The organism is Photobacterium sp. TLY01 (assembly GCF_021432065.1).
GTDB classification, from domain to species: Bacteria; Pseudomonadota; Gammaproteobacteria; order Enterobacterales; family Vibrionaceae; genus Photobacterium; species Photobacterium halotolerans_A.
Genome location: NZ_CP090364.1, coordinates 1,635,588 through 1,660,855 on the forward strand (window position 1 = coordinate 1,635,588; position 25,268 = coordinate 1,660,855).

Below are 25,268 nucleotides of genomic sequence, written 5' to 3' on the forward strand. Positions count from 1 at the left end.
ACATTCATGTCAACGGTAAGACTCTGCCCTAGTTGTGATTTACTTTTGACACCCAAAGTGACTGCCAGAGGACAAAGCGCGTTTTGTCCTCGCTGTGAATCTCGTATGTATCGTGGCGGTATGCCATCAATACGCGGGGATCTGGCGCTTGCTGTCGCCGGCTTGATATTAATCATTCCGGCGCATTTCTATCCTTTAATCACGATCCGCCTGTTTGGTGTCATGATACCCGCCACCTTACCCTCTGGCGCACTGACGCTGTCGTCTGATTACCCTGTCGTTGCGCTATTAATACTGTTCTGTAGCACAATCGCACCTTTCATGGTTTTCCTGTCGGTGCTCGGTGCTCAGTTTGCCCTGGCAAAGCGCCAGCTTGGCCTCTTTAAGTACTCGATGTGGTGTATAGAACACCTGAAACATTGGGCAATGTTTGATGTTTTTCTGGTCAGTCTGGGCATCGCCTGCTTCAAAGTGAAAGATTATGCCGATATTTATGTCGGCCCAGGTCTGTTTTGCCTGGTTATGATGGAAATACTCATGGTCATCATGCTCACACGCTTTCATGTCAAACGGTATTGGGAAGCCTGGCAACCTGAAACCGATCATAAAGTCCCGGCATTAAAGTTACACTGTGACAACTGTCATTTAAGCCTGGGAGAAACAGACACCTGCCAGCGCTGTCATTGCCCAACTCACTATCGCAAACCTTTTTCTATTCAGAAAACATGGGCTTACCTGATCACTGCAGCTATTTTTATCATCCCGGCCAACATCTACCCAATCTCAATATTTTTAAACAACGGAAAACGGATTGAAGACACCATTCTTTCTGGCGTTGCCTCACTCATCAATACCGGTATGGAAGGCATCGCCATTCTGATTTTCTTTGCCAGTATTGTTGTGCCCGTTGCAAAAATACTGGGGCTTGCATTTATACTTCTGTGCATCCACGGTAAAAGAAAGATCAATCATTTATACAGAATGCGGCTTTACCGTATCATTCAATGGATTGGTAAATGGTCAATGATGGACTTATTCGTTATTGCCTTGATGGTCTCACTCATTGATCGTGGACAGATTTTGGATTTTACCCCAGGCCCTGGAGCCATTGCCTTTGCAATCGTTGTCGTGCTCACCATGCTGGCAGCAGAAAGTCTGGATTCTCGCCTGATTTGGGATAATTATGACAAACAATAAATACCCTCCACAGTCGCCTTTTGGTGCGCCTGTCGGCCCGCAACAGCCTCAACCGGTGAATGTCAAAAGAGACAGGCAGATATCACCATTGTGGATTTTACCAGTGCTCGCTTTGGGGCTGGCTGCATGGCTGGTGATTCAGGCGGTCAGTGAAGCTGGCCAGCGAATCACTATCCATTTTGACGATGCGGCTGGCTTGGTTGCGGGCAGAACCATGATTCGTTATCAGGGGCTGGAAGTCGGTATCGTCCGGGACGTTAAATTGTCTGATGATCTGCAAAGTATCTATGTGACTGCCGATATCTATCCCGAAGCGGTCCAGGTTTTACGTAAAGGGACGCGTTTCTGGCTTGTTAAGCCCAAAGCCTCAATCACGGGCATCAGTGGACTTGATGCCCTGGTGTCGGGTAACTATATTGCGCTGCTCCCCGGCGAGGGAGAACCGGCTCAGGAATTTAATGCATTAGACAGCCAGCCCTCCGAAAGCCCCGTGGGTGACGGACTGACCATTCAGCTTCAGTCCCCCGATTTGGGTTCTGTCTCTATCGGGGCGCAGGTTTACTATAAAAAAATTCCTGTTGGCGAAGTCTATAACTACACCCTCAGCAACAATAAAAAACGCGTGTTGATCGACGTTCTCATCCAACCTCAGTATGCCAACCTGGTGACCAATAAAAGCCGCTTCTGGAACGTGAGTGGTGTCAGTGCCAATATCGGATTTAATGGTGTTGATGTGCAGTTTGAAAGCCTTTCGGCATTGATTGCCGGGGCGATTGCTTTTGATTCGCCGGATGAGGGGCTTCCCATCCAGCCCAACCATTTGTTCCGGCTGTATCCGGACCTGAATACTGCGGGACGCGGCATCGCCATTACGGTTGAATTGCCTGATGACAATAAGATCAGCGCCGGCGGCGCGCCGATTGTGTATCGCGGCCTGCAGATTGGCCAGATCTCTGATTTGCGTTTAGACCCTCAGCGCAAGCGGATTATTGCTCATGCAGCGATTGAACCGAGTATGAGTGATTTACTGACATCCGGCACCAGCCTGTTGCTGGAGGAGGCTAATCTCTCCCTGCAAGGTGTGAGTAATCTCGGTAACCTGATCAAAGGCAATTATCTGACGCTGATTCCCGGCGAGGGTGAACCCGCTCGGCACTTTAAGGCATTCACTCAGGAACAGCTCGAAGAAAAACGTCCCGGGGCCGCGGTCATACACCTATACGCCGACAAAAATATTGGTATCAGTCGCAACACGCAGGTGACACACCGGGGAATGGTCGTAGGAAGCGTCAAAAAAGTCAGCCTGGAAAGGGAAAAAGTTCGCTTCGATATCATGATCAAACCTGAATTCACCTCCCTGGTTCGAAGCCAGAGTCGTTTCTTTATTGATGGCGGGATTCAGGCCGATATCAGTACTGACGGCATCAAAGTCTCCGTACCGCCAGCCGAACAGTTAATCAGTAACAGCATTGCCTTCACTTCCGAAGGCTCGGGAAAAATGCGTAGCCAGTACCCGTTGTTTGAAAGCCGGGCACTGGCCCAACTGGCCAGTAGTCAGCAGTCGGGCACGACCACAGTCGCACTTTTTGCAGACACGCTTCCTTCTGTCAATGAAGGAAGCCCGGTGCTTTACCGGAACCTTCCCGTTGGTAACGTCAGTGGTTATGCATTAACACGTGACGGCGTCACAATAAAACTCTCGATTCAGAATAAGTACCGCCATTTGGTCACAGCCGACAGCGTCTTCTGGGATCAGTCCGGTGTTGAAATCGAAGCCGGTTTGTCCGGTGTGAATATCAAAGCCAGTCCCGTTACCTCACTGCTCAAAGGCGGCATTGCTTTTGATAATATGGCCGGCATTCCCAACCGCGTTGGCAAACAGTTCAAACTGTTTGGCAGCCTGAAACACGCAAAAGAGTTTGGAACACAAATCAGTCTGACTGCGCAGCATGCCAAAGGCATATCCGTAGGCACAGATATCAAATATCAGGGAGTCACTGTGGGTAAAGTGTTGTCCCTGACGCCAGATTTTAAAACCGGTCTGGTTCAGATCGATGCGCGTCTTTTTTCCCGGTATGCCGATGCGCTGACAAAAGATAAAACACATTTCTGGCTGGTCACTCCTCAAGTCGATCTCACGGGCGTCAAAAACCTCGACAGCCTGTTAAACAGCTACATAGAAGTAGAACCGGGTGATGGAAATTACCGGCAGACATTCGCGCTGTCTGAACAAGCAAAAACAGCGTTCGATGGTCTGACCGTGATTCTGGAAAGTATCACCCGTGCCTCGATACGTTCAGGGACGCCTCTGCTGTTCAGGGACATACAAGTAGGCCAGGTCAGCAAAGTCACGCTCGGTGAGCTGGCAGACCGAGTGATGATAGAAGCGCATATTGAACCGGATTTCCGCCATCTGGTTCGCTCAGATACCGTATTCTGGAACACTTCAGGTCTGGATGTCAGCGTCGGTCTGACAGGTGCCAGTATTCAGGCTGGCACAGTCGATAGCCTGGTTCGTGGCGGCATTGCGCTCGCAACACCCGAAGGCCAGCCGCTTTCAGCCCCGGCCCAAACCGGGACCCACTTTTTGCTTCACGAGAAAGCGAAACCAGAATGGAAACAATGGCGGACCGCTATTCCAGCCGAATAGCACCAGGATCAACCCGCTCCAGCATCAACAAGGCAAGCGTTCAGACTTGCCTTGTTATTTTATCCTGCCGCCAGATTGTTATAGACTTGCCGCCAGCATTCCAACTGAGATAAAGCAAGTGCATCAGTCCATCTACATTCCAGACGATTTCATTCACCTTATCCGCCAAATTCTGCCAGAGAGTCTGGATATGGACAGCTTTCTCGCCAGCTGCCGTACCCCGCTACGTCGCAGTATCCGGGTCAATACCCTGAAAATATCCGTCACCGATTTTTTGGCAAAGGTCAGTAACAAAAACTGGAGCCTCACACCAGTTCCCTGGTGTAAAGAAGGATTCTGGATAGACTACGATGAGTCAGTCACTGAATCGTTAGGCAATACCGCAGAACATCTGGCAGGACTGTTTTACATACAGGAAGCCAGCTCCATGCTGCCTGTCTCTGCGTTACTCACTGACAATGATCAGATTGGCTGTGTTCTGGATATGGCGGCCGCGCCGGGTTCAAAAACAACGCAGATTGCCGCTTCAATGCAGCAAAAAGGTGCCCTGGTTGCGAACGAACTGTCCGCCAGCCGTATCAAAGTTTTGCACGCCAACCTGCAGCGCTGCGGTGTGTCTCATGCCGCAATTACGCATTTCGATGGCCAGATCTTCGGTAGCTGGACCCCTGAGGCGTTTGACAGCATTCTTCTCGATGCCCCCTGTTCCGGCGAAGGCGCAATACGCAAAGACGAAGACGCCATGGCGAACTGGAGCCTCAAACACATCCAGGACATCGCAGAGATTCAGCGAGGGCTGATCGTCAGTGCTTTTCAGGCACTGAAGCCCGGCGGAGTCATGGTCTATTCCACCTGCACGCTCAATCATACTGAAAACCAGGACGTGTGTTTTTTCCTGAAGGAAACCTTTGGGGACGCGGTGCAATTCGAGCCTCTGGCTGATTTATTTGACGGTGCAGCAGCAAGCTGCACAGAAGAAGGCTTCTTACACGTATTTCCACAGGTTTATGATAGTGAAGGTTTTTTTGTTGCCAGGATCCGTAAACTTGCCGCTGTTGAGAGTGAACCGGCTAAAAAAAGAAAAGCCAGTTTTCCCTTCTCTCTGGCTTCCCGGAAAGACAGCGAACAAATCCACCAGCAGTTATACACCGATCTTGGCCTGACACTCCCGTCAGAACGGGAGGTTTGGCTTCGGGACCAGGAAGTCTGGCTGTTCCCTGCCCGCCTTCGTCCGCTATTAGAAAACATCCGTTTCCAGCGTATTGGCATTAAATTGGCCGAAAAGCATAAAAAAGGATATCGCTGGCAACACGAAGCAGTCATGACACTCGCCACAGGCAAAGAGCCAAGCTGTGTTTCTCTGAATACAGATGAAGCCAATGAATGGATCATGGGCAGAGACATACGCCCGCAAAACCTGACGGGTAAAGGTGAAGTGATTGTTACCTATCAGGATTTCCCTCTTGGATTGGGAAAATGGGTTGGCAATCGCATCAAAAACGGCCTGCCAAGGGAATTAGTCAGAGATACAGGTTTATCTGGAAAAACAGTTTGAATCTGGCGCAGATGGTTATCGATACCGACGATTGCAGTAGCCTTGACTGTCTCAGGGCTAAAACTGGCAAAAAATGCTGCTTGAACTAAGATTGTTATTGTAATTGATCTCCATTTATAAACCAGTTAGCGCAAGGCTCTCACGAGCCATTCCCCTAAGCCCGAAACAGGAGTCGTTTCGGGCTATTTTTTATCTGTTTGTCCCCACCGCTACCCGTTCGATTTTGTCTAGCTCAAGATTGCTTCATTCAAATTACTCGAACAACTTACACAAGTTTTTCAGCTTTTAGTGTTGTAGCTCAACATTTATAGTGAGCCCAAGTTCATCAAAGAATCACAATAGAAGGGACAACATCATGTCTAAAGTTCTTGTTCTGAAATCCAGCATTCTTGGCGGTTACTCTCAGTCAAACGCCCTGATTGATCATCTTGTCAACGTAAAAGCAGATACCATTAGCACCATTATTGAACGTGACCTGGTCGCGCATCCCCTTCCTGTACTAGACGGCGAACTGGCAGGTGGATTACGTGGTGGTGATAATCTGACCCAACGTCAGAAAGAAACCCTTGCCCTGTCTGATCAGTTGATCGAGGAGATCAAAGCCAGTGACACGATTATCATTGGTGCACCTATGTATAACTTCAGTATTCCGACTCAACTGAAGAACTGGTTTGATTTGATTGCTCGTGCAGGTGTGACTTTCTCTTACACCGAAAACGGGCCGGTTGGTCTGCTGACGGGTAAGAAAGTGATTGTTGTTTCTTCTCGTGGTGGCATGCATAAAGGTAACGCGACGGACACTATGGTTCCTTACCTGACTACGATCCTTGGCTTTGTTGGCATGACTGAGGTTGAGTTTGTTTACGCAGAAGCGTTGAACATGGGTGATGAACTGGCCGATAAAGGTCGCGGGGAAGCGAAAGCACAGATTGAAACACTGGCAATCTGACATCATTTTATTTCCCAGACACACCTGACGAAAAAAGCCGCTTAAGCGGCTTTTTTATTATTACAGACAATCAGTTATCACAGCTTATTTCACCGGACGGTTTGCCAGTTCTGTACGCTTATGTTCTTTCAAAAGCTTACTGGCTTCGCGGCGTTCTTTTGATAATTCAGCAGTGATGATGATGTGGTCATCAACACGGTCTTCATAATCCGCTTTCATGTTCTCAATAATGCTCACAATCTCTTCATGTGTCATATTAGGTTGAATGTAATCAATCAGGTTTTCCAGCAACTCGACACGCTTGCGGTTGTCTCTGATCTTGCGGTCATTATCAAGAATTTCACGCTTTAGTTTATTTTTACGTCTTGCAAGACGCACCAATTCCAGGATATTGCTCATGTTTTGTCCTTACTTTGAACCTAGAAAACCTGCATGCCTTGGGTTATAACAGAAACTTGTCTTCCTTCACAAGTAAGATCACGCTTAAATCACAACAGCCTGCATTTCATTGATCTTGCGCAATGCCTCGGAATAAGCAACAAGTTTTAACTGGTTAATTATACTATTAATTTTTAGTATTCCGATGACAGATGCTTTTCATTCATGCGACAAGCAGTAAAAAAACTGATATGCGCATTGTTTCTTGTTATGTGACTCACAATATACTGCGGAATTATTTGCTTTTGGAATACAAGAGCCTACTCTTTCTTAATACCAGTATTGATTTGGCCAAATGCGATTGCGTCTAGCACCTTTCGTCAGGATTCACACCGATGACTGTGAGTTGGGGTTAGCATTGCTTTAGTGTTGACGTTAAAGATTATTGGTTAGCTACGTAAAAGTAAAAGATTCAGGAGACAACATGTCTAAAGCAACAGGTACCGTTAAGTGGTTTAACGAGGAAAAGGGTTTCGGTTTTATCACTCAGGATAACGGTGGTGCCGACGTATTTGTTCACTTCCGCGCAATTGCCGGTGATGGATTCAAGACACTGCAAGAAGGTCAGAAAGTACAGTACGAGGTCGAGCAAGGTCAAAAGGGCTTGCAAGCAGCCAACGTAGAAAGAATATAAGCTAACTTCACATTAGCGTAAAAGGGGCTGTTAAGCCCTTTTTTTGCCTCTGAAATCCGACCAGCGCCCTATCTGCTTTCAGGTAAATGTCTGAATGCATTTCACAATTCACCACATTTGCAGTTATCTTCACAATTTTTCAGGATTTTTTGGGTATGACTCACTATTTGCTTGCCGTCAGGCTAGCATTGTGGCCTAATAACTCTGCCTATAATGCAACGCTATTTATGCAACAAAGTGAAAAGTATACTTCGATACACCCGCTTCACCTAAGCGCCGTTGTCCTGAAGAGCTACATCCTTGTCCATAAGTAATCCATTATGTTGGCATGAAGCACGCCCTTGGGCGTATTTATTCCTATATTTTCAGGAGACATCCTATGTCTAAAGCAACTGGTACTGTTAAGTGGTTTAACGACGAGAAAGGCTTCGGTTTCATCACTCAAGACAACGGCGGAGCAGACGTATTCGTACACTTCCGTGCTATCACTGGTGAAGGCTTCAAATCTCTGGCTGAAGGTCAGAAAGTGAAGTTCGATATCGAGCAAGGCCAAAAAGGTCCTCAAGCTGCTAACGTTGAGCGCGCATAAGCCCTCTTCGAGCACATGAACACGAAAAAGAGCGCCTGAGGGCGCTCTTTTTATTTCCCCGGCTCTCTCATCCCCTCTAAAAACCCTTTTCACTGACTCCGAAGCTTTACGCTTCAAAATTAAAGCAACATTCCCGCCGTGTGACTTCACTGCCCCCCAACTCAGTTGGGTTAAGCCAACACATCAGATGCACAACCTGTTGTCCACTTCCCCTTTAGCGAGACAATTCAAAACTAGAGGTTTCCAGTTGCCACCGGTATTCAGCCGGAGGAATATTGCCTAAGCTCTCGTGTGTTCGCTCTTCGTTGTAATCGCACATCCATACCCAAGCCATATCCCGAACCTGCTCAAGTGACTCGAATAAATAGGCATTCAAGAACTCGCGGCGAAATGACCCGTTGAAGCGTTCTACAAACCCATTTTGCTGAGGTTTTCCTGGCTGGATATAAACCAGCTCGATGTTATGAACCTCACACCAGTCGGTTAACTGGGACGATATCAGCTCTGGCCCATTATCCATTCGAAGCTGTTTTGGCAGACCTCTCCACCACGCGTCCTGCGGGCAAACTCGTATCCACTTCTATCACCAGACATTCTCGGGTCGATTCATCAAGAATGTTCAGTGTCCGAAAACGCTTGCCACAATATAAGCTGTCATGCATAAAATCGAGTGCCCATTGATAGTTCGATTGATTCACCACATCTAATGGTGTAGCGATGCGAGCCGGTAATACGCGTTTTTGTCGCCTTTTTAGGTTTAACCCCATCCGGCAGTAAACTCGGTATACGCGCTTATGATTGAACCCTTTTCCCTTTCGTCGCATTCGCCTGAAGCATTTCCAGAATCCTGCATTGGGTGACTTCTCAAGCACCGCGTTCAGGGCATCGATGACATCGCTGTCGGCAATGCGCCAATCCTTGGGACTTCTGTAGTAACTGGCCCGTCCCAAAAGCGTGAGTCGGCACGCACGGGTGACACTAAGACCTGCAGCCACCAACATACATGCACAATCGCGCCTGCTGCTGGCTACCAACCCTTTTTTTCGAACAGCTCCTTCATGGCCTGGTTTTCTAAACTGACGTCTGCGAACATCTTTTTGAGCTTGGCATTTTCTGCTTCAAGCTCTTTGATTCGCTTGAGCTCAGAGGCGTCCAACCCGCCATATTTGGCTTTCCAGTTATAGTAGGTGGCGCTGCTAATCCCGTGCTGGCGGCAAATATCATCGACCTTCAGGCCCGCATCCGCTTCTTTGAGAATCGCGACTATCTGTGTTTCGGTGAACCGTGACTTCTTCATGGTGAACTCCTGCTGTTATGTGGCAGAAATCTCCAGTTTAGACTGTCTCAGCATAGGGGAAGTGGACACTGTCTTCTTCGTTCATATACCTTAAATCACGCTGTTCATTTCGAACCACGATAAGCACTCAAATGCACTATAGTTGAACACATCTTTGTACAGAAAAGCAGGCAATGCCCTGAGTTCAGACGTCTCCTTATTGCGTTCTGCTTTTTAAATAACAGAAGTAAGGAATGAGGATCGAGAAATGACAACCATTGCTAAACTCAATTACCGCAGAAAATTGGCGGGCTTACCCCTGATCCGTTTTAACCTGTTGCGCCTGAATCCTCAAGATATGAACGATTTACGAGACGCCTATGCAGCAATGTATGAAATATCAGACATTGCTGTTGGCGATCGCCGTGGCTATTTTTCACTGGCCCGTGGCCATGGTTATGATCAGGATCTTTGTCACGATGATAACCGGGTATTCCTGACCTGGCACCGCTCATACATCTACTCGTTTGAAAAAGCCCTGAATACAGCCTTACAGTGGAAACGTAAAGATAAAGAACTTGAACTCACATTGCCTTATTGGGACTGGACACAGTTCAGTCAATCAACTCATGCGGCAAACGGTCTGCCTAAAGTTCTCAATGACCCTCAGTATAAAAATGCTGAAGGCGTCCAGCTGAATAATCCCCTCCACCGGGCAAAAAGCCTGTATCGCATCACGTCGCAGGGGTTGGAAGGTGATGAGCAGTACACACAACGCTTCCCCAATGCTTTTAAAAGCATGATCAGTCAGCTCAAAAACGATATAGATCGTTATATGGACAACCCCAACTTTATGCGCTTCCAGGAAGATTTCGATTTTGGCGCCCATGGTGCTGTGCATGTGTATGTCGGTGGTGCAGGCCACTCACCCTTACCACAAGGATCGGGTGACATGAGCTCAGTCATTTCAGCGGCCTATGATCCCCTCTTCTGGCTTCACCATTCCATGGTCGATAAAGTCTGGTTTGACTGGCAAACATTACACCCTGATGCAAATATTCCGACATTCGTTCAACAGAAAGTTGTTTATGACGGGCGTATCGGGCGTGATCTGATTGACGCAGAGAATTCGCTAAAATACATCTATTCTGACAATTCAGTGGAATCCGCCATCGCAGCTACAGGCACCACGAATACTCTGCCGGCCAAATCACTCTCCGCCGCAGCAAGCCGGGCAAAAGAGCTCTCAATGGGACTGATTGAAGGTGGGTTTGTTCGCGCGCAACTTGACTTCCTTCGTTTACATCCCCCCAAAGAGAGTTACGAAATCCGCGCATATATCAACAATCCCGCCTGCAATGCTTCAACCGGTTACGAGGATGAGAGCTACTGTGGACGTCTCGTTCTGTTTGGTCACGGAACCTGTCACGGCGCATCAGGACACTGTAATCCGGCCATGGCCGTACGGGACGACTATGATATTCGCACAAAGCACCCATTGCGCTACGAGCACACACGTTATTCCATTGATCTCACTCGCGGATTGCGCTGTTTTATTGGCCGGAAGAAGTCCGTCGATGATGTCAAAATCTACCTGCTTGTGATTGATGCAAAAGGCAAAGCCGTTCCACCGGAAACTCTCAAATATGACGGTTGCTCCCTTCGCACTTTTGCGAAGAAATAGCCATTACCCTGTGGTTTGTCGCCTTGCTGCCACAGGGCTTAACTATAATCAAATGACGATGAAAATTACCGTCCCCGCTACCGCCGCAAACAGCGGCATTCTTCGAGTCTGGCTTCGGCGGATCCCTGCCGACAGCCAGATTATTTATGCCTTTCGAACCAGCCCGGATGCCATGGATAACTATCCTGTCAGTCAGGCCCCTATTTACGGTCGCGGCCAGGATTCACCAGCCATTGAAAAGGTCATGCTGCAATTTCAAGTCAATTCCGAAGAGCAACCTTTTCGGGCTGGAGAGGTACTGATCCTTAAAAAGCTCAAGTCATCTTATGATGCCTCTGCAAATCCACCCTTGAATGCCTATGAGGATATTGAATTTGATGTGATTGAGATAACATGAAACGCCTGAGCTGTGACAGTGTCACAGGGTTATGTTCATCCACGTGACATGAGCGTTGCCAGATAACCCTTATTTTCCAGAGTACAGCACGTCATCCATGGCAAAATCACCCACAGCCCGTGTAATTCTTTGATAGAATGGCCTCAGAAAACACGTTTTATACCAGTAAAGGTAAGAATGAGTAATAACAATAACCAGCCAACCTTGTTTTGGCTGGACTATGAAACGTTCGGCGCAAATCCTTCTGTTGATCGGCCTTGCCAGTTTGCCGGGGTGAGAACCGACATGGATTTCAATGTAATTGGTGAGCCATTAGTCATTTACTGCCAGCCGCCCAGCGATTACCTGCCTTCACCCGAAGCCTGCCTGATCACAGGCATTACACCGCAAGAAGCGATGGAAAAAGGCTTGCCGGAGCATGAGTTTATTGCGCGCATTCATGCTGAACTCTCAAAACCTAATACCTGTGTCGTCGGTTATAACAATGTGCGGTTCGATGACGAAGTCACACGCTATACCCTGTATCGCAATTTTTACGATCCCTATGCCTGGAGCTGGCAAAACGGCAATTCGCGATGGGATATGCTGGATATCATGCGTACTTGCTATGCGTTACGTCCCGATGGACTGAACTGGCCAACGAACGAAGACGGATTTCCAAGTTTTAAGCTTGAACATTTATCCGTTGAAAACGGGATTGAACACGCGAATGCGCATGATGCGATGGCAGATGTGTATGCCACGATTGAACTGGCAAAAAAGGTCAAAGCCAGTCAGCCCAAACTCTTTCACTACCTGTTTAACTTACGTCATAAACGTAAGCTGCAGGAATTGATCGATATCGCTGAAATGACACCATTGGTACATGTTTCAGGTATGTTTGGCTCTGAGTGCGGCAACACCAGCTGGATCGTTCCCCTGGCCTGGCATCCGGATAACAAAAATGCGGTCATTTGCGTCAATCTGGCAATGGACCCTGCCCCGCTGTTCGATCTGGATGCCGACAGCCTGCGGGAGCGGCTGTACACTAAGCGAGCTGAGCTGAACCCTGGCGAGCTGCCTGTTCCGCTCAAACTGGTCCATGTGAATAAGTGTCCTGTACTGGCACCGGCGAAAACACTGACTGCAGAAGATGCAGAGCGATTGGGGATCGACAGGGCTCAATGTCTGGCGAATTTAAGCGCATTAAAAGTGCAACCTCAGATACGTGAAAAACTGCTGGCTGTATTCAGTCAGGACAGAGAATTTGCGCCAAGTGATGATGTGGATACACAACTGTATCACGGATTTTTCTCTGCGGCGGACAAATCGGCGATGGATATCATTCGTGAGTCTGCGCCAGAAGAGCTGGGCAAGCTCGAGCTGAATGTGGATGACAAGCGCATCAAGCCATTACTGTTCCGTTATCGTGCCCGTAATTTCCCGTTGACCTTAAGTCATCAGGAACAACAGCAGTGGAAATACCATTGTCAGGATTACTTTGAAGCCAAGCTCCCGGCTTACATGCAGCATCTTGAATCTGTCGCAATGGAACACCAAAGCGATGAGAAAAAGATGAAAATCCTGAAAGCCGTGTATGAATACGCAGGCAGCCTGGTGTAATTACACAATCAGGATCCCAGAAAGACAGATCGTTACAGAGCGCTGATCTTGCTCAGTAATTTCACAACCCTGGCCCTCTGAACGGTCAGGGTTTCTTTTTTCAGACACTTTTCCTTCCTCTGCAGTTTGAAGTTCAATACAAGGCCAGTAACAATTAATAAGTACCTGCTTAGTGTCATGCGTCATGGAGACGTTTGGCTACATAAGCCACCATCAGACCAATGATGTTTTACTGTCAGATTCAAAAGGACACCATGCCGACAGTAATTGGAAAGTGATTATTATGGCAACCGAGTCTCTCACCCGCTGTTATCGCTTTGCCAGGGTGGATTTTGAACCCGATCTCCGGCTTCTCGTCTGGCCGGATAAATCAGAGACAGCCCTGACCCTGCACGAGTCACGCCTGCTTGAAGCATTGTGCTACTTTGCCGGAGAAGTCATTAGTCATAAATCGTTGTCTGATAAAACATTTCTTCCGCAGGATTCCATGTCTCAAATACAGAAAATCGATCTGGCGTCGGTTTTCAATTCGCTTCGTCGCAAGCTGACGGTGGAAGGTGTGATGGCAATTCCTATCGAGGTACTGCCTCATTTTGGCTTTCGTGTTCCCTTACCGAAAGAAACCTGTCGTCATATTCATCGTTTTACACAACCCGAGAAGCTGCCTGCCAAATTGTCACCACAGCCGGCAGTTACAACGGTGAAAACCCGTCGGCCACATCGTTCAGCAACAGAGCATATTGTGAAACACAGCCTGATGCATAAACTGTCTGTGTTACTTCTTGCTGCGGCGGGCATTGCAATCGTCATCGTTTCAAACCTGTGAACAAGCTGACCAGAATCAATACAGCCGCAAAGAAACGTAGTGTCGATCTCATCAATTTTGTATCATTGCAACACCATTCATCATCATCCTGACGTGTATGAGTTATCTGCGTTCATTTGCAATCATTGCCATTTTTCTGATGGTCGGGAAAGGGTTTCAGTCACTGACCCAGATCCCTATCCCCGGCAGCATTCTCGGCATGTTATTCCTCTTCGGTGCTTTGTCTGCTGGCCTGCTACCGCCAAACTGGGCGAAACCCGGTTGCCATCTGATGATTCGTCATATGGCTATTTTATTCGTTCCGGTTGGCGTCGGGCTCATCAATTATCTGGATCTGCTCAAGGCCAATGCTTTACCGGTTCTGGTCAGTACCATAGGCAGCAGTTTAGTGGTTCTGTTATTCGTTGGCTGGTTTGTGCAGCGTAAGGAGTCTGACTGATGTGGTTAGTCGTTACGCTGATTGTTTTTATTCTTGCCCGTCAATTGTCCAAGCGCTACCAGCACCCCATTCTGAATCCGTTACTGATCTGTCTGGTGGTGATCATTCCTCTGCTGTTGATGCTGAATGTGCCCTATGAGGTCTATTTTGACGATAACAAGTGGATTCATTATCTGCTGGAGCCGGCGGTCGTTGCCCTTGCTTTCCCGCTCTACGAGCAGTTGCCACAAATCCGTAGCCGCTGGAAAGTCATCGTCACCGCCAGCGTGTGTGGCAGCATACTTTCAATGATGACCGGAACAGCCATTGCTTTTGCTCTTGGCGCAGATTTACAGCTGACCGCGAGCATTCTGCCTAAATCCGTGACGACACCCATTGCTATGGCGGTCGCGGAACAAATTGGTGGCGTACCGTCTCTGGCTGCGGTCATGGTTCTGATCGCCGGTGTATTCGGAGCCGTATTGGGCTATCCGCTGTTTAAACTCGCCAGGATCACCCATCCGATGGCAAAGGGATTAAGCATGGGGACCGTAGCACATGCGTTAGGAACAGCTAAAGCAGCAGAGGAAAATTACAAAGACGGTGCATTCAGTTCACTGGCCCTGGTGCTCTGTGGTGTCATCACAGCCATACTTGCTCCAATCATCTATCCCTTGTTGTTGTCTATCTTCCACTGACAACCTTTCCCCTCATTTCCCTGCTTTCACTGAACGATTTCGCTGTGCTACGCCTACCGAGGCACCAGCACAGCGAACTTTCTTTATTGAGTATTTAAATACATACACTTATCTCATCAAACATGTGAAACCACTCACTAATTTGCAAATTAATGAAATAACCAACATGAAATGGTGACAAAGATCACCCTATATATTCATTGACGCACTACAATGCGTAGGTGAATGCATTAAGGAGAATCAGTATGCGCACCGAAGTAATGGACGCTTTAGAGCACCTGCCACACACCTTGTCACAGGCGCTTAAGCCTATCATTACCACTCCGGGTTTTGATGCCACACTGAGCAAAGCAGAATTCGAACAGTTAATGAAAGAAAGCCAGCTGACAGATGCAGCGCTACGTATTGAGTTGCTGAAAGTAGCAGCGGCTTACTCGATTGCCACGCTCTCAAACTTCCATGTGGGAGCCATTGCCCGCGGAAACTCAGGCCGCCTGTATTTCGGTGCCAATATGGAATTCAGTGCGACGTCTATGTCACAAACAGTTCACGCAGAGCAAGCTGCCATCAGCCATGCCTGGTTGAAAGGCGAAACGGGAATTCGCGACATTACCGTGAACTACTCCCCTTGCGGACATTGCCGCCAGTTCATGAATGAACTGACGACAGCGAAAACAATCATGGTGCAATTACCCGAACGTTCACCCAAAGCCCTGCAAGACTATCTTCCGGAATCCTTTGGCCCGTCAGATCTGGGGATTACCGACTTTTTGTTATCAGACAGCTCACATGAGCTGACATTCGAAACCGATGATGCGCTGCTGCAAGAAGCCTGCAACGCTGCCCGTAAATCACATGCCCCCTACAGTAAAAACTATGCGGGAGTTGCGCTGAAAGCGAAGGATGGTCGCGTGTTTTCTGGCATGTATGCAGAGAATGCCGCGTTTAACCCGAGCCTGCCGCCACTCCAGGTAGCACTGATTCATATGAATATGACGGGCTATCCGCTGTCAGATATTGTTGAAGCTGCTTTGGTTGAGCAGAAGGATTCTGCAATCAGCTTGCTGGCTGATACCCAGAATACGCTGGAAACCTTCAACCCTGACATGCCGCTCTCTTACGCCGCCATCTGATGACAAACTAAAAATACCTTGCAGCCGGCAAAGCACTCTGTTTTGTCGGCTTTTTTATCAATTAACAATTTCTTCTATGCACTCATCAGAGTATGATTTCAGATTATTTTTTCTGAATGACACCTTATGACTCATCGACACAACCCGATTCAGGGCGCTTGCTGGATGCTGACAGCCGGAATGGCGTTTGCCGTAGTGAATAGCATGGCGCAATACCTGAGTGTGACCTTTCATTTACCATCGACCACAGTCGGCTTGATTCAATATTTTATCGCTCTTCTTGTCATGCTTCCCTGGCTGCACAGCATCGGTCTTCGTCAGGCTCTGAAAACACAACATTTTGGTATGCACTGTTTCCGCGTGTTTTTGTCTGTGATCGGGATTCAATTGTGGTTATGGGCGCTGGCGTACCCTGTTCCAATCTGGCAAGGCATTGCACTACTGATGACATCGCCTCTGTTTGCCACTGTTGGTTCGGGTTTGCTGCTGAAAGAAAAGGTTGGCTTTGTTCGCTGGATGGCAACACTGGCTGGCTTTGCCGGTGCGATGATCATTTTGGAGCCGTGGGCCGATAATTTCAATCTGGCTTCATTGCTACCTGTTGGCGCCGCTTTCTTCTGGGCGAGTTATTCGCTGATGGTGAAGAAGATGTCATATCACGACTCCCCGACGACTATGGTTGTCTACCTGCTAGTGCTGATCACGCCTTTTAACCTTTTTCTTGCGGCGCCTGATTTCACTCTGCCTGTGGGTCAGCACACCTGGGTTCTGCTAGTCGGTGCCGGGTTATTTACCGCACTGGCGAACTGGGCCATTGCTAAAGCCTACGCCATTGCTGACGCCTCTTTCGTACAGCCTTTCGACCATGCCAAACTGCCTTTGAACGTGCTGGCCGGATTTATCGTCTTCGGATGGGTGCCACCCGGGCGACTTTGGCTGGGAGCCGCGGTTATTATCGCCTCAGTCGCTTTCATCACACAGTGGGAGCGAAGAAAACCGATGTTACAGGCGGCGACAATTAATGAAGCAGCTTAACTAAAAGATACCCAAACGACTTGACGTTGCAGGTAGGCGGCAAGTAAGTGAAGCCCCATGAGCACAGATAACTATGTGATTGGGGTGAGGGAACGCAGCCAACACCGCTGCGGCATCAAGTAGGGCGGGTATACAAAAAAGCTGGCATTTCGCCAGCTTTTTTGATTGATACGGCTTGATGAATGATGCCGAATCAGAAACGTACTCTGACACCCATCGCCGCTTCCAGCTCTACATCAACATCTTCCACCATATACAGCGTCGGCCCGACTTCACCATAGAGTTCGAACTGATTTACAGGCAGTTCCAGACCAATACCGGAACGGATACCCAATTTGTCATAACGGTTATCAACATACTGCGCACCAACAAATGTATATCCCATGTTCAGTTGCGGATTTCTTGTCAGTGTTCCCAGGTTAAACGTTTTATCCACCGCAAAACCAAATTCGTCCAAACCCAGCGAAAAGCGCAGGTCATTCTGTTTGTACTGCACACCACTCATTGGCGAACCAAGAAAAATACCTGCTGATTGCGACGCCAAAGCAGACGTAGACAAACCGCACAACAAAATACCAATCAACGACTTCTTCATGTTACTGTCCGTTTTCCCTGAATTGCGCTCTAAAAACCTTAGATTATACTGATAGAGCTCTCTTTAAGCTTGTCACTCTACTGTATCTGCAATATCGCGGCAATACGAACCGATAACCATACAAATGACAAATATTTGACATAACAGCTGTCAAATAATTACAGCTAAACGCATCATCATTCGGCGGAAATCATTGTTCTCAAAACATAATGCAAAATTCCTCCAGCCTTGAGGTACGCCATTTCTGTTCGGGTATCAACCCGGGCTTTTACGCTATATTGTGATTCCTGTCCCTGTTCATTGGTGATTTCCAGCGTGAGTTTAGCCCCCGGCGACAAGCTATCAATGCCCTTCAGGTGTATTTTTTCCTTGCCGGTTAACGACAATGAAGCCAGTAAACCTTCAGGGAGTTCAACAGGAATCACCCCCATACCCACCAGGTTTGAACGGTGAATTCGCTCGAAACTTTCCGCCAGTACCGCTTTTACGCCCAGTAAGCTGGTCCCTTTTGCAGCCCAGTCCCGGCTGGATCCCGTGCCGTATTCTTTCCCGGCAAAAATCACCAGGGGTATATTCTGATCCTGATACCTCATCGCAGCATCATAAATAGAGACTTCTTCACCTGTCGGCTGGTAAATAGTGTACCCGCCTTCTTTCCCCTTGAGCATCAGGTTCTTAATGCGAATATTGGCAAAAGTGCCGCGCATCATGACTTCATGATTCCCGCGCCGTGACCCATAGGAATTGAAATCTGCCGGTTCAATCCCCTGCGCCTGTAAATAGTGTCCTGCCGGACTGTCTGCCTTGATGTTACCCGCCGGTGAGATATGGTCGGTCGTGATTGAGTCACCAAACAGCGCCAGAATGGCTGCATTTTCAATATCTTTCAGCGGCTTTAGCGGCTGCGTGATCTCGTCAAAATAGGGAGGACGCCGGACGTAAGTCGAGTCTGGCCGCCACTGATAAGTATTCCCTTGATTGATGGTGATCTGCTGCCAGATGTCGTCGCCGGCAAAAATATCCGCATATTCCTGCTCGAACAGGCTGCTCTTCACTTCCCTCATCGCCTGAGTGATGTCTTCCTGAGAAGGCCAGATATCTTTCAGATACACCGGCTGACCATGACTGTCATGACCCAGCGGCGCTTGGGTCAAATCAATCCGTGTCGTGCCCGCCAAAGCAAAAGCCACGACCAGCGGCGGAGAAGCCAGCCAGTTCGCTTTCACCAGCGGATGGACGCGACCTTCAAAGTTTCGGTTACCCGACAGCACCGAAGAAACGGTCAGGTTGGCATCATTGATGGCTTTTTCGATTGGGGCAAGTAAGGGACCTGAATTCCCGATACAGGTCGTACAGCCATACCCCACTAAATTAAACCCCAACTTATCCAGATAATCTTGCAGGCCAGATGCCTCAAAATACCGGGTCACCACTTTCGAACCTGGCGCAAGGGAGCTTTTCACCCAGGGCTTGGTCTGCAGACCTTTCTCCACTGCATTTTTCGCCAGTAAACCCGCAGCTAACATCACGCTGGGATTCGAGGTATTGGTGCAGGATGTGATGGCGGCAATCACAACATCCCCATGTGTCAGTGAAAAGCTCTTCCCTTTACTCTCCTCGCCAGAGTCGCCCAAATCGACCTGGATTTGCTGCTCCGGTTCCAGACCGCTCAGTGCCAGCAAATCATCTGTCGCGGTTTTAATCTCAGGCAGCGGGACTCTGTCTTGCGGGCGCTTGGGCCCTGCCAGGCTCGGGACAACCTCGTCCAGTGCCAGTGCCAGTGTATCTGTATAGAAAGGCTCTGGCTGGCTGGAGTCCCGCCACATGGCATTGGCTTTGGCATAGGCTTCAACACGGGTAATCAGAGTCTCACTGCGCCCGGAAAGGCGCATATAGCGCAGCGTTTCCTGATCAACAGGAAAGAACCCGCAGGTTGCACCGTATTCCGGTGCCATATTGGCAATGGTCGCCCGATCAGCCAGAGGCAGGGCATCTAAGCCGGGGCCGTAAAATTCCACGAATTTACCCACCACCCCTTTTTTTCGCAGCATCTCAGTAACAGTTAACACCAGATCGGTTGCCGTCACGCCCGGATGTAATTTGCCACTCAGATGAAAACCAATCACTTCAGGGATGAGCATAGAGATCGGCTGGCCGAGCATAGCGGCTTCAGCCTCAATGCCGCCAACACCCCAGCCAAGCACACCCAAGGCATTAATCATCGTGGTATGCGAGTCGGTTCCGACCAGGGTATCCGGATACAAGACGCCACTGTCCTGCCACACAGACTGTCCAAGGTATTCCAGATTGACCTGATGACAAATGCCCGTTCCCGGCGGAACAACACGAAAATTAGTAAAGGCCTGCTGCCCCCAGCGCAAAAACTGATAGCGTTCGATATTACGCTGCATTTCAAGTTCAACGTTTCGGGCAAACGCCTGTTCCGAGGCGTAGACATCCACCATCACAGAATGATCGATCACCAAATCAACCGCCGACTGAGGATTGATACTGTCGGGGTCTTTGCCTGCACGGGTCATGGCATCGCGCATCGCAGCCAGATCGACCACAGCCGGCACACCGGTAAAATCCTGCATCAGCACACGGGCTGGCCGGTATTGAATTTCTTTATCGGAACGGCGGGTATCAAGCCAGTCAATGATGGATTGAATATCAGATTCAGTGACCGTGTCACCATCTTCAAACCTGAGCAGGTTCTCCAGTAACACTTTGAGAGAGAAAGGTAAGCGATCAACTTCCCCTAAATGACGTAGTGCGGTCAGATCAAAATAATCAAAGTGCTGACCACCTATGTCCAAGGTTTTTTTACTGTGAAAACTGTCCTTTGAAATTCGTGCATTCATTGCTCACCTCCGTCTTAGTCATTTTGACTATAGACGGGATCAAGCTAATGATAAAAATGCATAATCATCAGGGCAAGCAAGTGTGACTGAAAGCACAGTCACACGAAAAAGGAGTGTCAGGCTGGCGTTTGGATAAACCAGACTTCTTCGGCAAAACGACTTAAACCCTGCTGACGACGCGGATGTGATTCATCAGCCTCTTGCCGCGCGATATGAGTAACTTCGCAGCCAGCGAAAAGCGAGCGCACTTCTTCGGCGCTGACACTAAACGGTGGCCCCGCCATTTCTTCCTGAACGTAATCAAGTGTCACCAGCATGATCTTTCCGCCAGGTTTCACCAAAGACAGCAGGCGCTGAACATAGCTGTATCGCATCTTCTCCGGCATCGCAATCAACGCAGCACGGTCGTACACAGCGTCTGCGGGTTGAACAGGCGCAGTAAAATAGTCGCCACAGTAAATACGGACCTCATCAAACTCATACAGCGTCTGTCCGTTCCCTAATGACGTCACAGTCGGTAAATACAGATGTTCGGCAAAATAAGCACGGACAGCGATTTCACTCAGCTCTACGCCCGTCACTTGCTGGTGCTTCTCGGCCAGCCAGGTCAGATCCAACGATTTACCGCACATGGGGACAAACACGGTATCTTCCCGTTGCAGCCCTAACTTCGGCCAGTAGTAAGGTAATACCGGGTTCGTGTCGTTTAAATGAAATCCGATTCGGTTCTCTGCCCAGCGGCTATGCCAAAATTCTGCATCCATCGACTACTCTCTTTGTACTTGACTGACTTCAGGGCGGTATCAGACCACATTTCAGTACCGAGATCCAGCAAGCCCTGACTGTGATGAAATGCCGGCAGAAACGAAAAAAGGATGCCTGAGCATCCTTTTTCTTCCCTTTGGCAAACCAAAGGCCTGCATTCTGTTCTCAATTTCTTTATGCGAGCTTAGTGACAAGGTAACGCACCGGTATCAAGCACCTGTATCAATCAATGCGGAATCAACCAATGCGGAATAGCTTGATTGAATCACGACGCACGGTAACCCCACGAAAGGTCACAGGCTCCAGCAAGGTCATCAATTGCTTAGACACAAAAAATTTACCGCCGTAACTACGGTCACCACCACGGTTGACCCAATCTGCAAATTCATCTGCCAGGTTGAACATTGAGTTTCCTACAAGTAAAACCAGGACTTTCGCAACTTCGCTGTCGTTGTTTTTATTGAATTCTGCGTCACGAACCTTCTTGCGGTATTCTTCGACAATTCTCTCAAGGCAATCAAATCTGCTCATATACACCACCACATAAAAAAGAGGTGCGGATACTACTGATGAATAGGGTTTAAATCAAGCCATCAGACCATGATTTTGGCTATTGCTAACACAAATCTATGCCGTCTGAGCAAGTCAACAGAATTTCAGTTAATAGAAGCGATTCAATACCTAAGTTTCTATAACCATTGCTTTACTTTTATGTGTTTTCATTTACCTGCCTGTGGCTATCGGTAGTAGTCCACCACCTGCACGGCAACCGGTGTATTTTGAGGAACTATTTCAAGTGTGAACTGGTACGGCCCCGCTATATTGAGCGATCCACCGGACTCTCCGGTCACACTCACGCCTTCAATTTTTGTAAAGGGTTGCTCTTCGCCATAAAACATACTGACCGACAATGTCACTTTCTGGTTGCTTTCGAGCTCAAAACTGCAGATTCCCGACGAACAGTACACATCCAGTGATGTCTCTTGCCGCTGAATACGGTCTACGCCCTTTACGGGTGTCGCAGTCACAGACAAAGCCTCACTGCAGCCCGTCAAAAACAACCAGCCCGGCATTAGCACTATCAAGCACTTTGCCCAGCCACTCAGGCAGATTCTTTTTTCCATAGTTCACTCCAACGACATTTTCTGATCTGTATAGAGAAAAGAGTACTGTATAAGACACTGCCCATACATACTGTATAAATACACAGTTAGCATTACTGGGAGCAAAAAATGTTCAAAAGCCCAACTGCAGAATCAGAGTGGAAAAATAAAAATAACCCTTATTTATCAGATAAATAATGAGTTATCAATTCAATCAAACCCAAAGACGTGTCCAGATTATTGTGAATCAGACTCAAAAAACACTTGCATCCCTATCGGTTCAAAACTACTGTATACACATACAGCATGTATAAATAAACACTAACATCGACTTAAGCAGAGGATGGAACTCTCATGACAGCACAATCAGACAGCATCCAATCAGTGACCGCTTCTCAGGTGTACAAATCCACTTTTCTGTCTCATTCTTCTTCCCTGAGTTCCAACCCGGTTCAGTATCCTATCGAAGTCAGTTTCTGCGATCATGAACAAGCCCAGCTCGCCTATCTGCTCAGACTGCTCAAACAGGCCAGTGAGCAAAACCGCTGGATTATGTTTATCGGTGCAGATGCGCTGCTGGATCGCCAACTGCTCAGCAATGCCGGGGTCGATATTAATAAAGTGCTGGTGTTAAAAGAAAAGCATCGTCAGTCCACTCAGGCGCTGATGGCAAAAGCATTACATATGGGGAATTGCAGCGCGGTCATCGCCAGCGGGAACGTACAGGACTATTGCAACCAAACCATTCATGATGCCGCAATTCATGGCAACTCAATGGCTTTTATTGTGCACCGAACCCAGCAAGCCAGTTCTTTACTGCATTGAAAAGCAGCGAAAACGATTGCTTTCGACTGAAATGAAAAATGCCAGGAATCGGAACATTCAACTGGCATTTTTCCAGACAAGTTGAGTCATGATTTCTGTCGCCTTCCTGGCTCAGACAGGCTTCAGTGACCCGGTTCAGAACCTGATCAAACGGATGTGCAATTGTTCGCCGTTATGATCAATTTTCTGAATCTCGCATTCTGCTTTTTCCGTGATCAGATCCAACTGGTCCTGATCCAATGAATACGGCAGGCGAATATCCAACTCAGAAATCTGCTCCATACGAGCCAGACGAAGCAGTCTCACCAGATTATTCACATCGCTGGTATGGGTAGACAAGACTTTCAGCGCCTGGTTACGTAAACGCTCTGTCTTGCTGGCACTGGTACCGGCGGATCTGCCCCAGGAAAATTCCAATGCCGGCAGCACCACTTTAAACGCATCCCACAAGGTTGGTCTGTGATGACACAACACAGACAGAAATGAGGTGTAATCAAACACAATCTCTTTCGCTTGTTGGGCTTCAACTGAAGATTTCATAATTTTCCTTCACAAGAATTCAACAGCATTAATGTGCAAGCTCAAGTAAATTGGACGAATGCTTTATTTAGCGAGACACTATAAAGGCTTCGCCAATCACTTACTTTTTTATCTCTTCATTTTTTTGCGCATGATCGTGTTTTTTCTTACTTCGCATCAATTAAAAAATATTGAAAAAACACTTAATTAACATCCTTTGAACGCACATTAAACAACTCTTCATGCTTTGTAATTTTTCAGTTTTTGCTAATTCACTGCAGCTTTTAACTTAAAAGCAACAAATTAAATACTTTATTTAAACCTTATCCCGGGTTCGCCACCTTATTTTATCCAGTCTGATTCATAGTTTCTGTAAAGCAATTACTGAGCCAACACTGGCGAAAGGTGATTCAACACATGCATCGAAATCTGAATTAATCATTATTTTCATGTAGTTACAACTTCAGAGAAACTGATGTGTGGATGGCAGGCGATATAGAGAAAGAGGATAGGTGTATTAAAAACGGGCACTTGCACCAATCTGCCTCAGAGTGATGTATAAATTCAATAAACGAATTAAGTGCAACGTTTTGAATAAAGCCAGATTGTTCTGCTCAGTATTCTCAAAATAACGGCAAAAGAACCTGGCTTTTCTGTAAATTAACGATGTGAAACAGATTTAAGGACGCTCACCTGCTGCCAGTCTGCGATTAATATCAGTAATCACACCGGGTAAGTCTGCAATTGTGTCTATCTGATAATGTGGATGACAGGCATGAAAGGCTTTCCGTGCTTTTTCTCTCGCAACGGCCAATTCATGCTCTGACGCAGACAAGTATTCTTTTTCAGTCAATCCCGCTTCATTGCCCGATAGTAAAAGCGCAACCGTCCACATACCTGCATTGTGACCTTCTTCAATACCCGGCACTGAGTCATCAATTTTGACGCAAGCAGCCACATGACTGACACCAAGCGCAATCACATTTTGCAACGCCATAAACGGGCCAGGACGACCGCCCGCGGCCAGATCATCGGTGGCGACCACATAATCCGGCGCGAACCCTTTTTCAGCCGCCGCCGGCAGCAATTCGTTCATCACAACTCTGGGATAGCCCGAACAGGAGCCCAGCTTGATACCCTGCTCACGAAGCCGGGCAACGACCTCGGTGGTACCTGGAATCAAGTCGGCATGCTCTGAAACCTTTGCCACCTGTAGCGGCATAAACGTCTGGTAGATGGTATCGATGTCTTCCTTACTCATGGCGCGGCCAAACCGGCTTTCCCAGCGGGCAGCAACATCAGGTAATTCACCCACCGCCTTAATATGATCCCACTTCCCCAGCCCCATAGGGACGCGGGCTTCTGCCAGTGAAATGTCAAAATCGTATTCACGTTTGAACGCTTCAACAAAAATGGTGGTTGGCGCGAAGGAGCCGAAGTCGACAACCGTTCCCGCCCAGTCAAAAATTACCGCTTCTACTTGTGTATTCATCTTCAATTACTCGTTCATTTCGTG

23 protein-coding genes and 1 pseudogene are annotated in these 25,268 nt (G+C 48.0%); 15 read left to right on the forward strand and 9 right to left on the reverse strand.

All coding sequences use genetic code 11. The annotated features are described in order from the left end of the window. The first annotated feature begins 6 nt into the window (after positions 1-6). From LN341_RS07890 to LN341_RS07905, 4 genes are all read left to right on the forward strand, one after another. A complete protein-coding gene (locus tag LN341_RS07890) occupies positions 7-1,197 on the forward strand; it encodes a paraquat-inducible protein A (protein ID WP_234204730.1) in 1,191 nt (396 codons plus the stop codon). Continuing rightward, on the forward strand, positions 1,184-3,847 hold the full coding sequence (locus tag LN341_RS07895; RefSeq protein ID WP_234204741.1) for an MlaD family protein: 2,664 nt from the start codon (positions 1,184-1,186) through the stop codon (positions 3,845-3,847). Before LN341_RS07890 ends, LN341_RS07895 begins: the two co-directional genes overlap by 14 nt. 118 nt (positions 3,848-3,965) lie before the next feature. After that, positions 3,966-5,402 (forward strand): 16S rRNA (cytosine(1407)-C(5))-methyltransferase RsmF, encoded by a 1,437-nt coding sequence (gene rsmF / locus LN341_RS07900; RefSeq protein ID WP_046221225.1) that lies wholly within the window; start codon positions 3,966-3,968, stop codon positions 5,400-5,402. Between the two features lie 355 nt (positions 5,403-5,757). Then, entirely contained in the window at positions 5,758-6,351 is a 594-nt protein-coding gene (locus LN341_RS07905; RefSeq protein WP_046221226.1) for an FMN-dependent NADH-azoreductase, read from the forward strand. Positions 6,352-6,435: 84 nt separating this feature from the next. Here LN341_RS07905 and LN341_RS07910 read toward each other — a convergent pair whose 3' ends face one another. After that, complete coding sequence (locus LN341_RS07910) at positions 6,436-6,750, reverse strand: DUF496 family protein (protein ID WP_046221227.1); 315 nt, start codon at positions 6,748-6,750, stop codon at positions 6,436-6,438. A gap of 463 nt (positions 6,751-7,213) precedes the next feature. Here LN341_RS07910 and LN341_RS07915 point away from each other — a divergent pair, with 463 nt between their 5' ends. Continuing rightward, positions 7,214-7,423 (forward strand): cold-shock protein, encoded by a 210-nt coding sequence (locus tag LN341_RS07915; RefSeq protein ID WP_046221228.1) that lies wholly within the window; start codon positions 7,214-7,216, stop codon positions 7,421-7,423. A gap of 379 nt (positions 7,424-7,802) precedes the next feature. Further along, on the forward strand, positions 7,803-8,012 hold the full coding sequence (locus LN341_RS07920) for a cold-shock protein (protein WP_027252186.1): 210 nt from the start codon (positions 7,803-7,805) through the stop codon (positions 8,010-8,012). A 214-nt stretch (positions 8,013-8,226) separates the two neighbouring features. Here the strand turns inward: LN341_RS07920 and LN341_RS07925 are convergent. Beyond that, positions 8,227-9,309: pseudogene (locus tag LN341_RS07925) on the reverse strand (IS3 family transposase). A gap of 316 nt (positions 9,310-9,625) precedes the next feature. On the opposite strand from LN341_RS07925, the gene LN341_RS07930 reads away from it, so the two are divergent. The 8 genes from LN341_RS07930 to LN341_RS07965 all read left to right on the forward strand — a co-directional run bounded on the left by LN341_RS07930 (position 9,626) and on the right by LN341_RS07965 (position 17,081). Beyond that, complete coding sequence (locus LN341_RS07930) at positions 9,626-10,972, forward strand: tyrosinase family protein (protein ID WP_234204743.1); 1,347 nt, start codon at positions 9,626-9,628, stop codon at positions 10,970-10,972. Between the two features lie 58 nt (positions 10,973-11,030). Continuing rightward, a complete protein-coding gene (locus LN341_RS07935) occupies positions 11,031-11,369 on the forward strand; it encodes a hypothetical protein (RefSeq protein WP_234204745.1) in 339 nt (112 codons plus the stop codon). Positions 11,370-11,546: 177 nt separating this feature from the next. Continuing rightward, complete coding sequence (sbcB, locus tag LN341_RS07940; protein WP_234204747.1) at positions 11,547-12,971, forward strand: exodeoxyribonuclease I; 1,425 nt, start codon at positions 11,547-11,549, stop codon at positions 12,969-12,971. Positions 12,972-13,254: 283 nt separating this feature from the next. Then, positions 13,255-13,797, forward strand: coding sequence for a hypothetical protein (locus LN341_RS07945; RefSeq protein ID WP_046221336.1), 543 nt, complete (start codon positions 13,255-13,257; stop codon positions 13,795-13,797). 97 nt (positions 13,798-13,894) lie between these two features. After that, the gene (locus LN341_RS07950) at positions 13,895-14,236 is read left to right on the forward strand and encodes a CidA/LrgA family protein (protein ID WP_046221233.1); all 342 of its coding nucleotides are present in this window, start codon (positions 13,895-13,897) and stop codon (positions 14,234-14,236) included. After that, positions 14,236-14,913 carry a CidB/LrgB family autolysis modulator gene (locus LN341_RS07955; protein WP_200896210.1) on the forward strand — a complete coding sequence of 226 codons (678 nt, stop codon included), beginning with the start codon at positions 14,236-14,238 and terminating at the stop codon, positions 14,911-14,913. Before LN341_RS07950 ends, LN341_RS07955 begins: the two co-directional genes overlap by 1 nt. A 245-nt stretch (positions 14,914-15,158) precedes the next feature. Next, positions 15,159-16,046 carry a cytidine deaminase gene (gene cdd / locus LN341_RS07960; RefSeq protein WP_046221235.1) on the forward strand — a complete coding sequence of 296 codons (888 nt, stop codon included), beginning with the start codon at positions 15,159-15,161 and terminating at the stop codon, positions 16,044-16,046. 126 nt (positions 16,047-16,172) lie between these two features. Further along, complete coding sequence (locus tag LN341_RS07965; protein ID WP_234204748.1) at positions 16,173-17,081, forward strand: DMT family transporter; 909 nt, start codon at positions 16,173-16,175, stop codon at positions 17,079-17,081. A gap of 193 nt (positions 17,082-17,274) precedes the next feature. On the opposite strand, the gene LN341_RS07970 is transcribed toward LN341_RS07965, so the two are convergent. The 5 genes from LN341_RS07970 to LN341_RS07990 all read right to left on the reverse strand — a co-directional run bounded on the left by LN341_RS07970 (position 17,275) and on the right by LN341_RS07990 (position 22,429). Then, complete coding sequence (locus LN341_RS07970) at positions 17,275-17,676, reverse strand: hypothetical protein (RefSeq protein ID WP_046221237.1); 402 nt, start codon at positions 17,674-17,676, stop codon at positions 17,275-17,277. Positions 17,677-17,852: 176 nt separating this feature from the next. Further along, on the reverse strand, positions 17,853-20,540 hold the full coding sequence (gene acnA / locus LN341_RS07975) for an aconitate hydratase AcnA (RefSeq protein WP_234204750.1): 2,688 nt from the start codon (positions 20,538-20,540) through the stop codon (positions 17,853-17,855). A 116-nt stretch (positions 20,541-20,656) separates the two neighbouring features. Then, positions 20,657-21,304, reverse strand: coding sequence for a thiopurine S-methyltransferase (locus LN341_RS07980; protein WP_046221239.1), 648 nt, complete (start codon positions 21,302-21,304; stop codon positions 20,657-20,659). A gap of 238 nt (positions 21,305-21,542) precedes the next feature. Further along, positions 21,543-21,836, reverse strand: a complete 294-nt coding sequence (locus LN341_RS07985) for a hypothetical protein (RefSeq protein ID WP_046221240.1) — start codon at positions 21,834-21,836, stop codon at positions 21,543-21,545. Positions 21,837-22,042: 206 nt separating this feature from the next. Beyond that, positions 22,043-22,429, reverse strand: a complete 387-nt coding sequence (locus LN341_RS07990; protein WP_234204752.1) for a spore gernimation protein — start codon at positions 22,427-22,429, stop codon at positions 22,043-22,045. Between the two features lie 333 nt (positions 22,430-22,762). Between LN341_RS07990 and LN341_RS07995 the strand changes: the two genes are divergently transcribed. Beyond that, positions 22,763-23,233, forward strand: a complete 471-nt coding sequence (locus LN341_RS07995; protein WP_234204754.1) for a SulA-like leucine-rich domain-containing protein — start codon at positions 22,763-22,765, stop codon at positions 23,231-23,233. Between the two features lie 135 nt (positions 23,234-23,368). Here LN341_RS07995 and LN341_RS08000 read toward each other — a convergent pair whose 3' ends face one another. Both LN341_RS08000 and phnX read right to left on the reverse strand, forming a co-directional pair. Beyond that, positions 23,369-23,773 carry a hypothetical protein gene (locus tag LN341_RS08000; protein ID WP_046221243.1) on the reverse strand — a complete coding sequence of 135 codons (405 nt, stop codon included), beginning with the start codon at positions 23,771-23,773 and terminating at the stop codon, positions 23,369-23,371. Between the two features lie 658 nt (positions 23,774-24,431). Continuing rightward, entirely contained in the window at positions 24,432-25,244 is an 813-nt protein-coding gene (phnX, locus tag LN341_RS08005; protein ID WP_046221244.1) for a phosphonoacetaldehyde hydrolase, read from the reverse strand. Positions 25,245-25,268 lie beyond the last annotated feature (24 nt).

What these genes read in the sequence shown, in the direction of transcription:
- LN341_RS07890 (WP_234204730.1), top strand. Translation starts at nt 7, where the DNA reads ATGTCAACGGTAAGACTCTGCCCTAGTTGTGATTTACTTTTGACACCC.
- LN341_RS07895 (WP_234204741.1), top strand. Translation starts at nt 1,184, where the DNA reads ATGACAAACAATAAATACCCTCCACAGTCGCCTTTTGGTGCGCCTGTC.
- LN341_RS07905 (WP_046221226.1), top strand. Translation starts at nt 5,758, where the DNA reads ATGTCTAAAGTTCTTGTTCTGAAATCCAGCATTCTTGGCGGTTACTCT.
- LN341_RS07910 (WP_046221227.1), bottom strand. Translation starts at nt 6,750, where the DNA reads ATGAGCAATATCCTGGAATTGGTGCGTCTTGCAAGACGTAAAAATAAA.
- LN341_RS07915 (WP_046221228.1), top strand. Translation starts at nt 7,214, where the DNA reads ATGTCTAAAGCAACAGGTACCGTTAAGTGGTTTAACGAGGAAAAGGGT.
- LN341_RS07920 (WP_027252186.1), top strand. Translation starts at nt 7,803, where the DNA reads ATGTCTAAAGCAACTGGTACTGTTAAGTGGTTTAACGACGAGAAAGGC.
- LN341_RS07935 (WP_234204745.1), top strand. Translation starts at nt 11,031, where the DNA reads ATGAAAATTACCGTCCCCGCTACCGCCGCAAACAGCGGCATTCTTCGA.
- sbcB (WP_234204747.1), top strand. Translation starts at nt 11,547, where the DNA reads ATGAGTAATAACAATAACCAGCCAACCTTGTTTTGGCTGGACTATGAA.
- LN341_RS07945 (WP_046221336.1), top strand. Translation starts at nt 13,255, where the DNA reads ATGGCAACCGAGTCTCTCACCCGCTGTTATCGCTTTGCCAGGGTGGAT.
- LN341_RS07950 (WP_046221233.1), top strand. Translation starts at nt 13,895, where the DNA reads ATGAGTTATCTGCGTTCATTTGCAATCATTGCCATTTTTCTGATGGTC.
- LN341_RS07955 (WP_200896210.1), top strand. Translation starts at nt 14,236, where the DNA reads ATGTGGTTAGTCGTTACGCTGATTGTTTTTATTCTTGCCCGTCAATTG.
- cdd (WP_046221235.1), top strand. Translation starts at nt 15,159, where the DNA reads ATGCGCACCGAAGTAATGGACGCTTTAGAGCACCTGCCACACACCTTG.
- LN341_RS07965 (WP_234204748.1), top strand. Translation starts at nt 16,173, where the DNA reads ATGACTCATCGACACAACCCGATTCAGGGCGCTTGCTGGATGCTGACA.
- LN341_RS07970 (WP_046221237.1), bottom strand. Translation starts at nt 17,676, where the DNA reads ATGAAGAAGTCGTTGATTGGTATTTTGTTGTGCGGTTTGTCTACGTCT.
- acnA (WP_234204750.1), bottom strand. Translation starts at nt 20,540, where the DNA reads ATGAATGCACGAATTTCAAAGGACAGTTTTCACAGTAAAAAAACCTTG.
- LN341_RS07980 (WP_046221239.1), bottom strand. Translation starts at nt 21,304, where the DNA reads ATGGATGCAGAATTTTGGCATAGCCGCTGGGCAGAGAACCGAATCGGA.
- LN341_RS07985 (WP_046221240.1), bottom strand. Translation starts at nt 21,836, where the DNA reads ATGAGCAGATTTGATTGCCTTGAGAGAATTGTCGAAGAATACCGCAAG.
- LN341_RS07990 (WP_234204752.1), bottom strand. Translation starts at nt 22,429, where the DNA reads ATGGAAAAAAGAATCTGCCTGAGTGGCTGGGCAAAGTGCTTGATAGTG.
- LN341_RS07995 (WP_234204754.1), top strand. Translation starts at nt 22,763, where the DNA reads ATGACAGCACAATCAGACAGCATCCAATCAGTGACCGCTTCTCAGGTG.
- LN341_RS08000 (WP_046221243.1), bottom strand. Translation starts at nt 23,773, where the DNA reads ATGAAATCTTCAGTTGAAGCCCAACAAGCGAAAGAGATTGTGTTTGAT.
- phnX (WP_046221244.1), bottom strand. Translation starts at nt 25,244, where the DNA reads ATGAATACACAAGTAGAAGCGGTAATTTTTGACTGGGCGGGAACGGTT.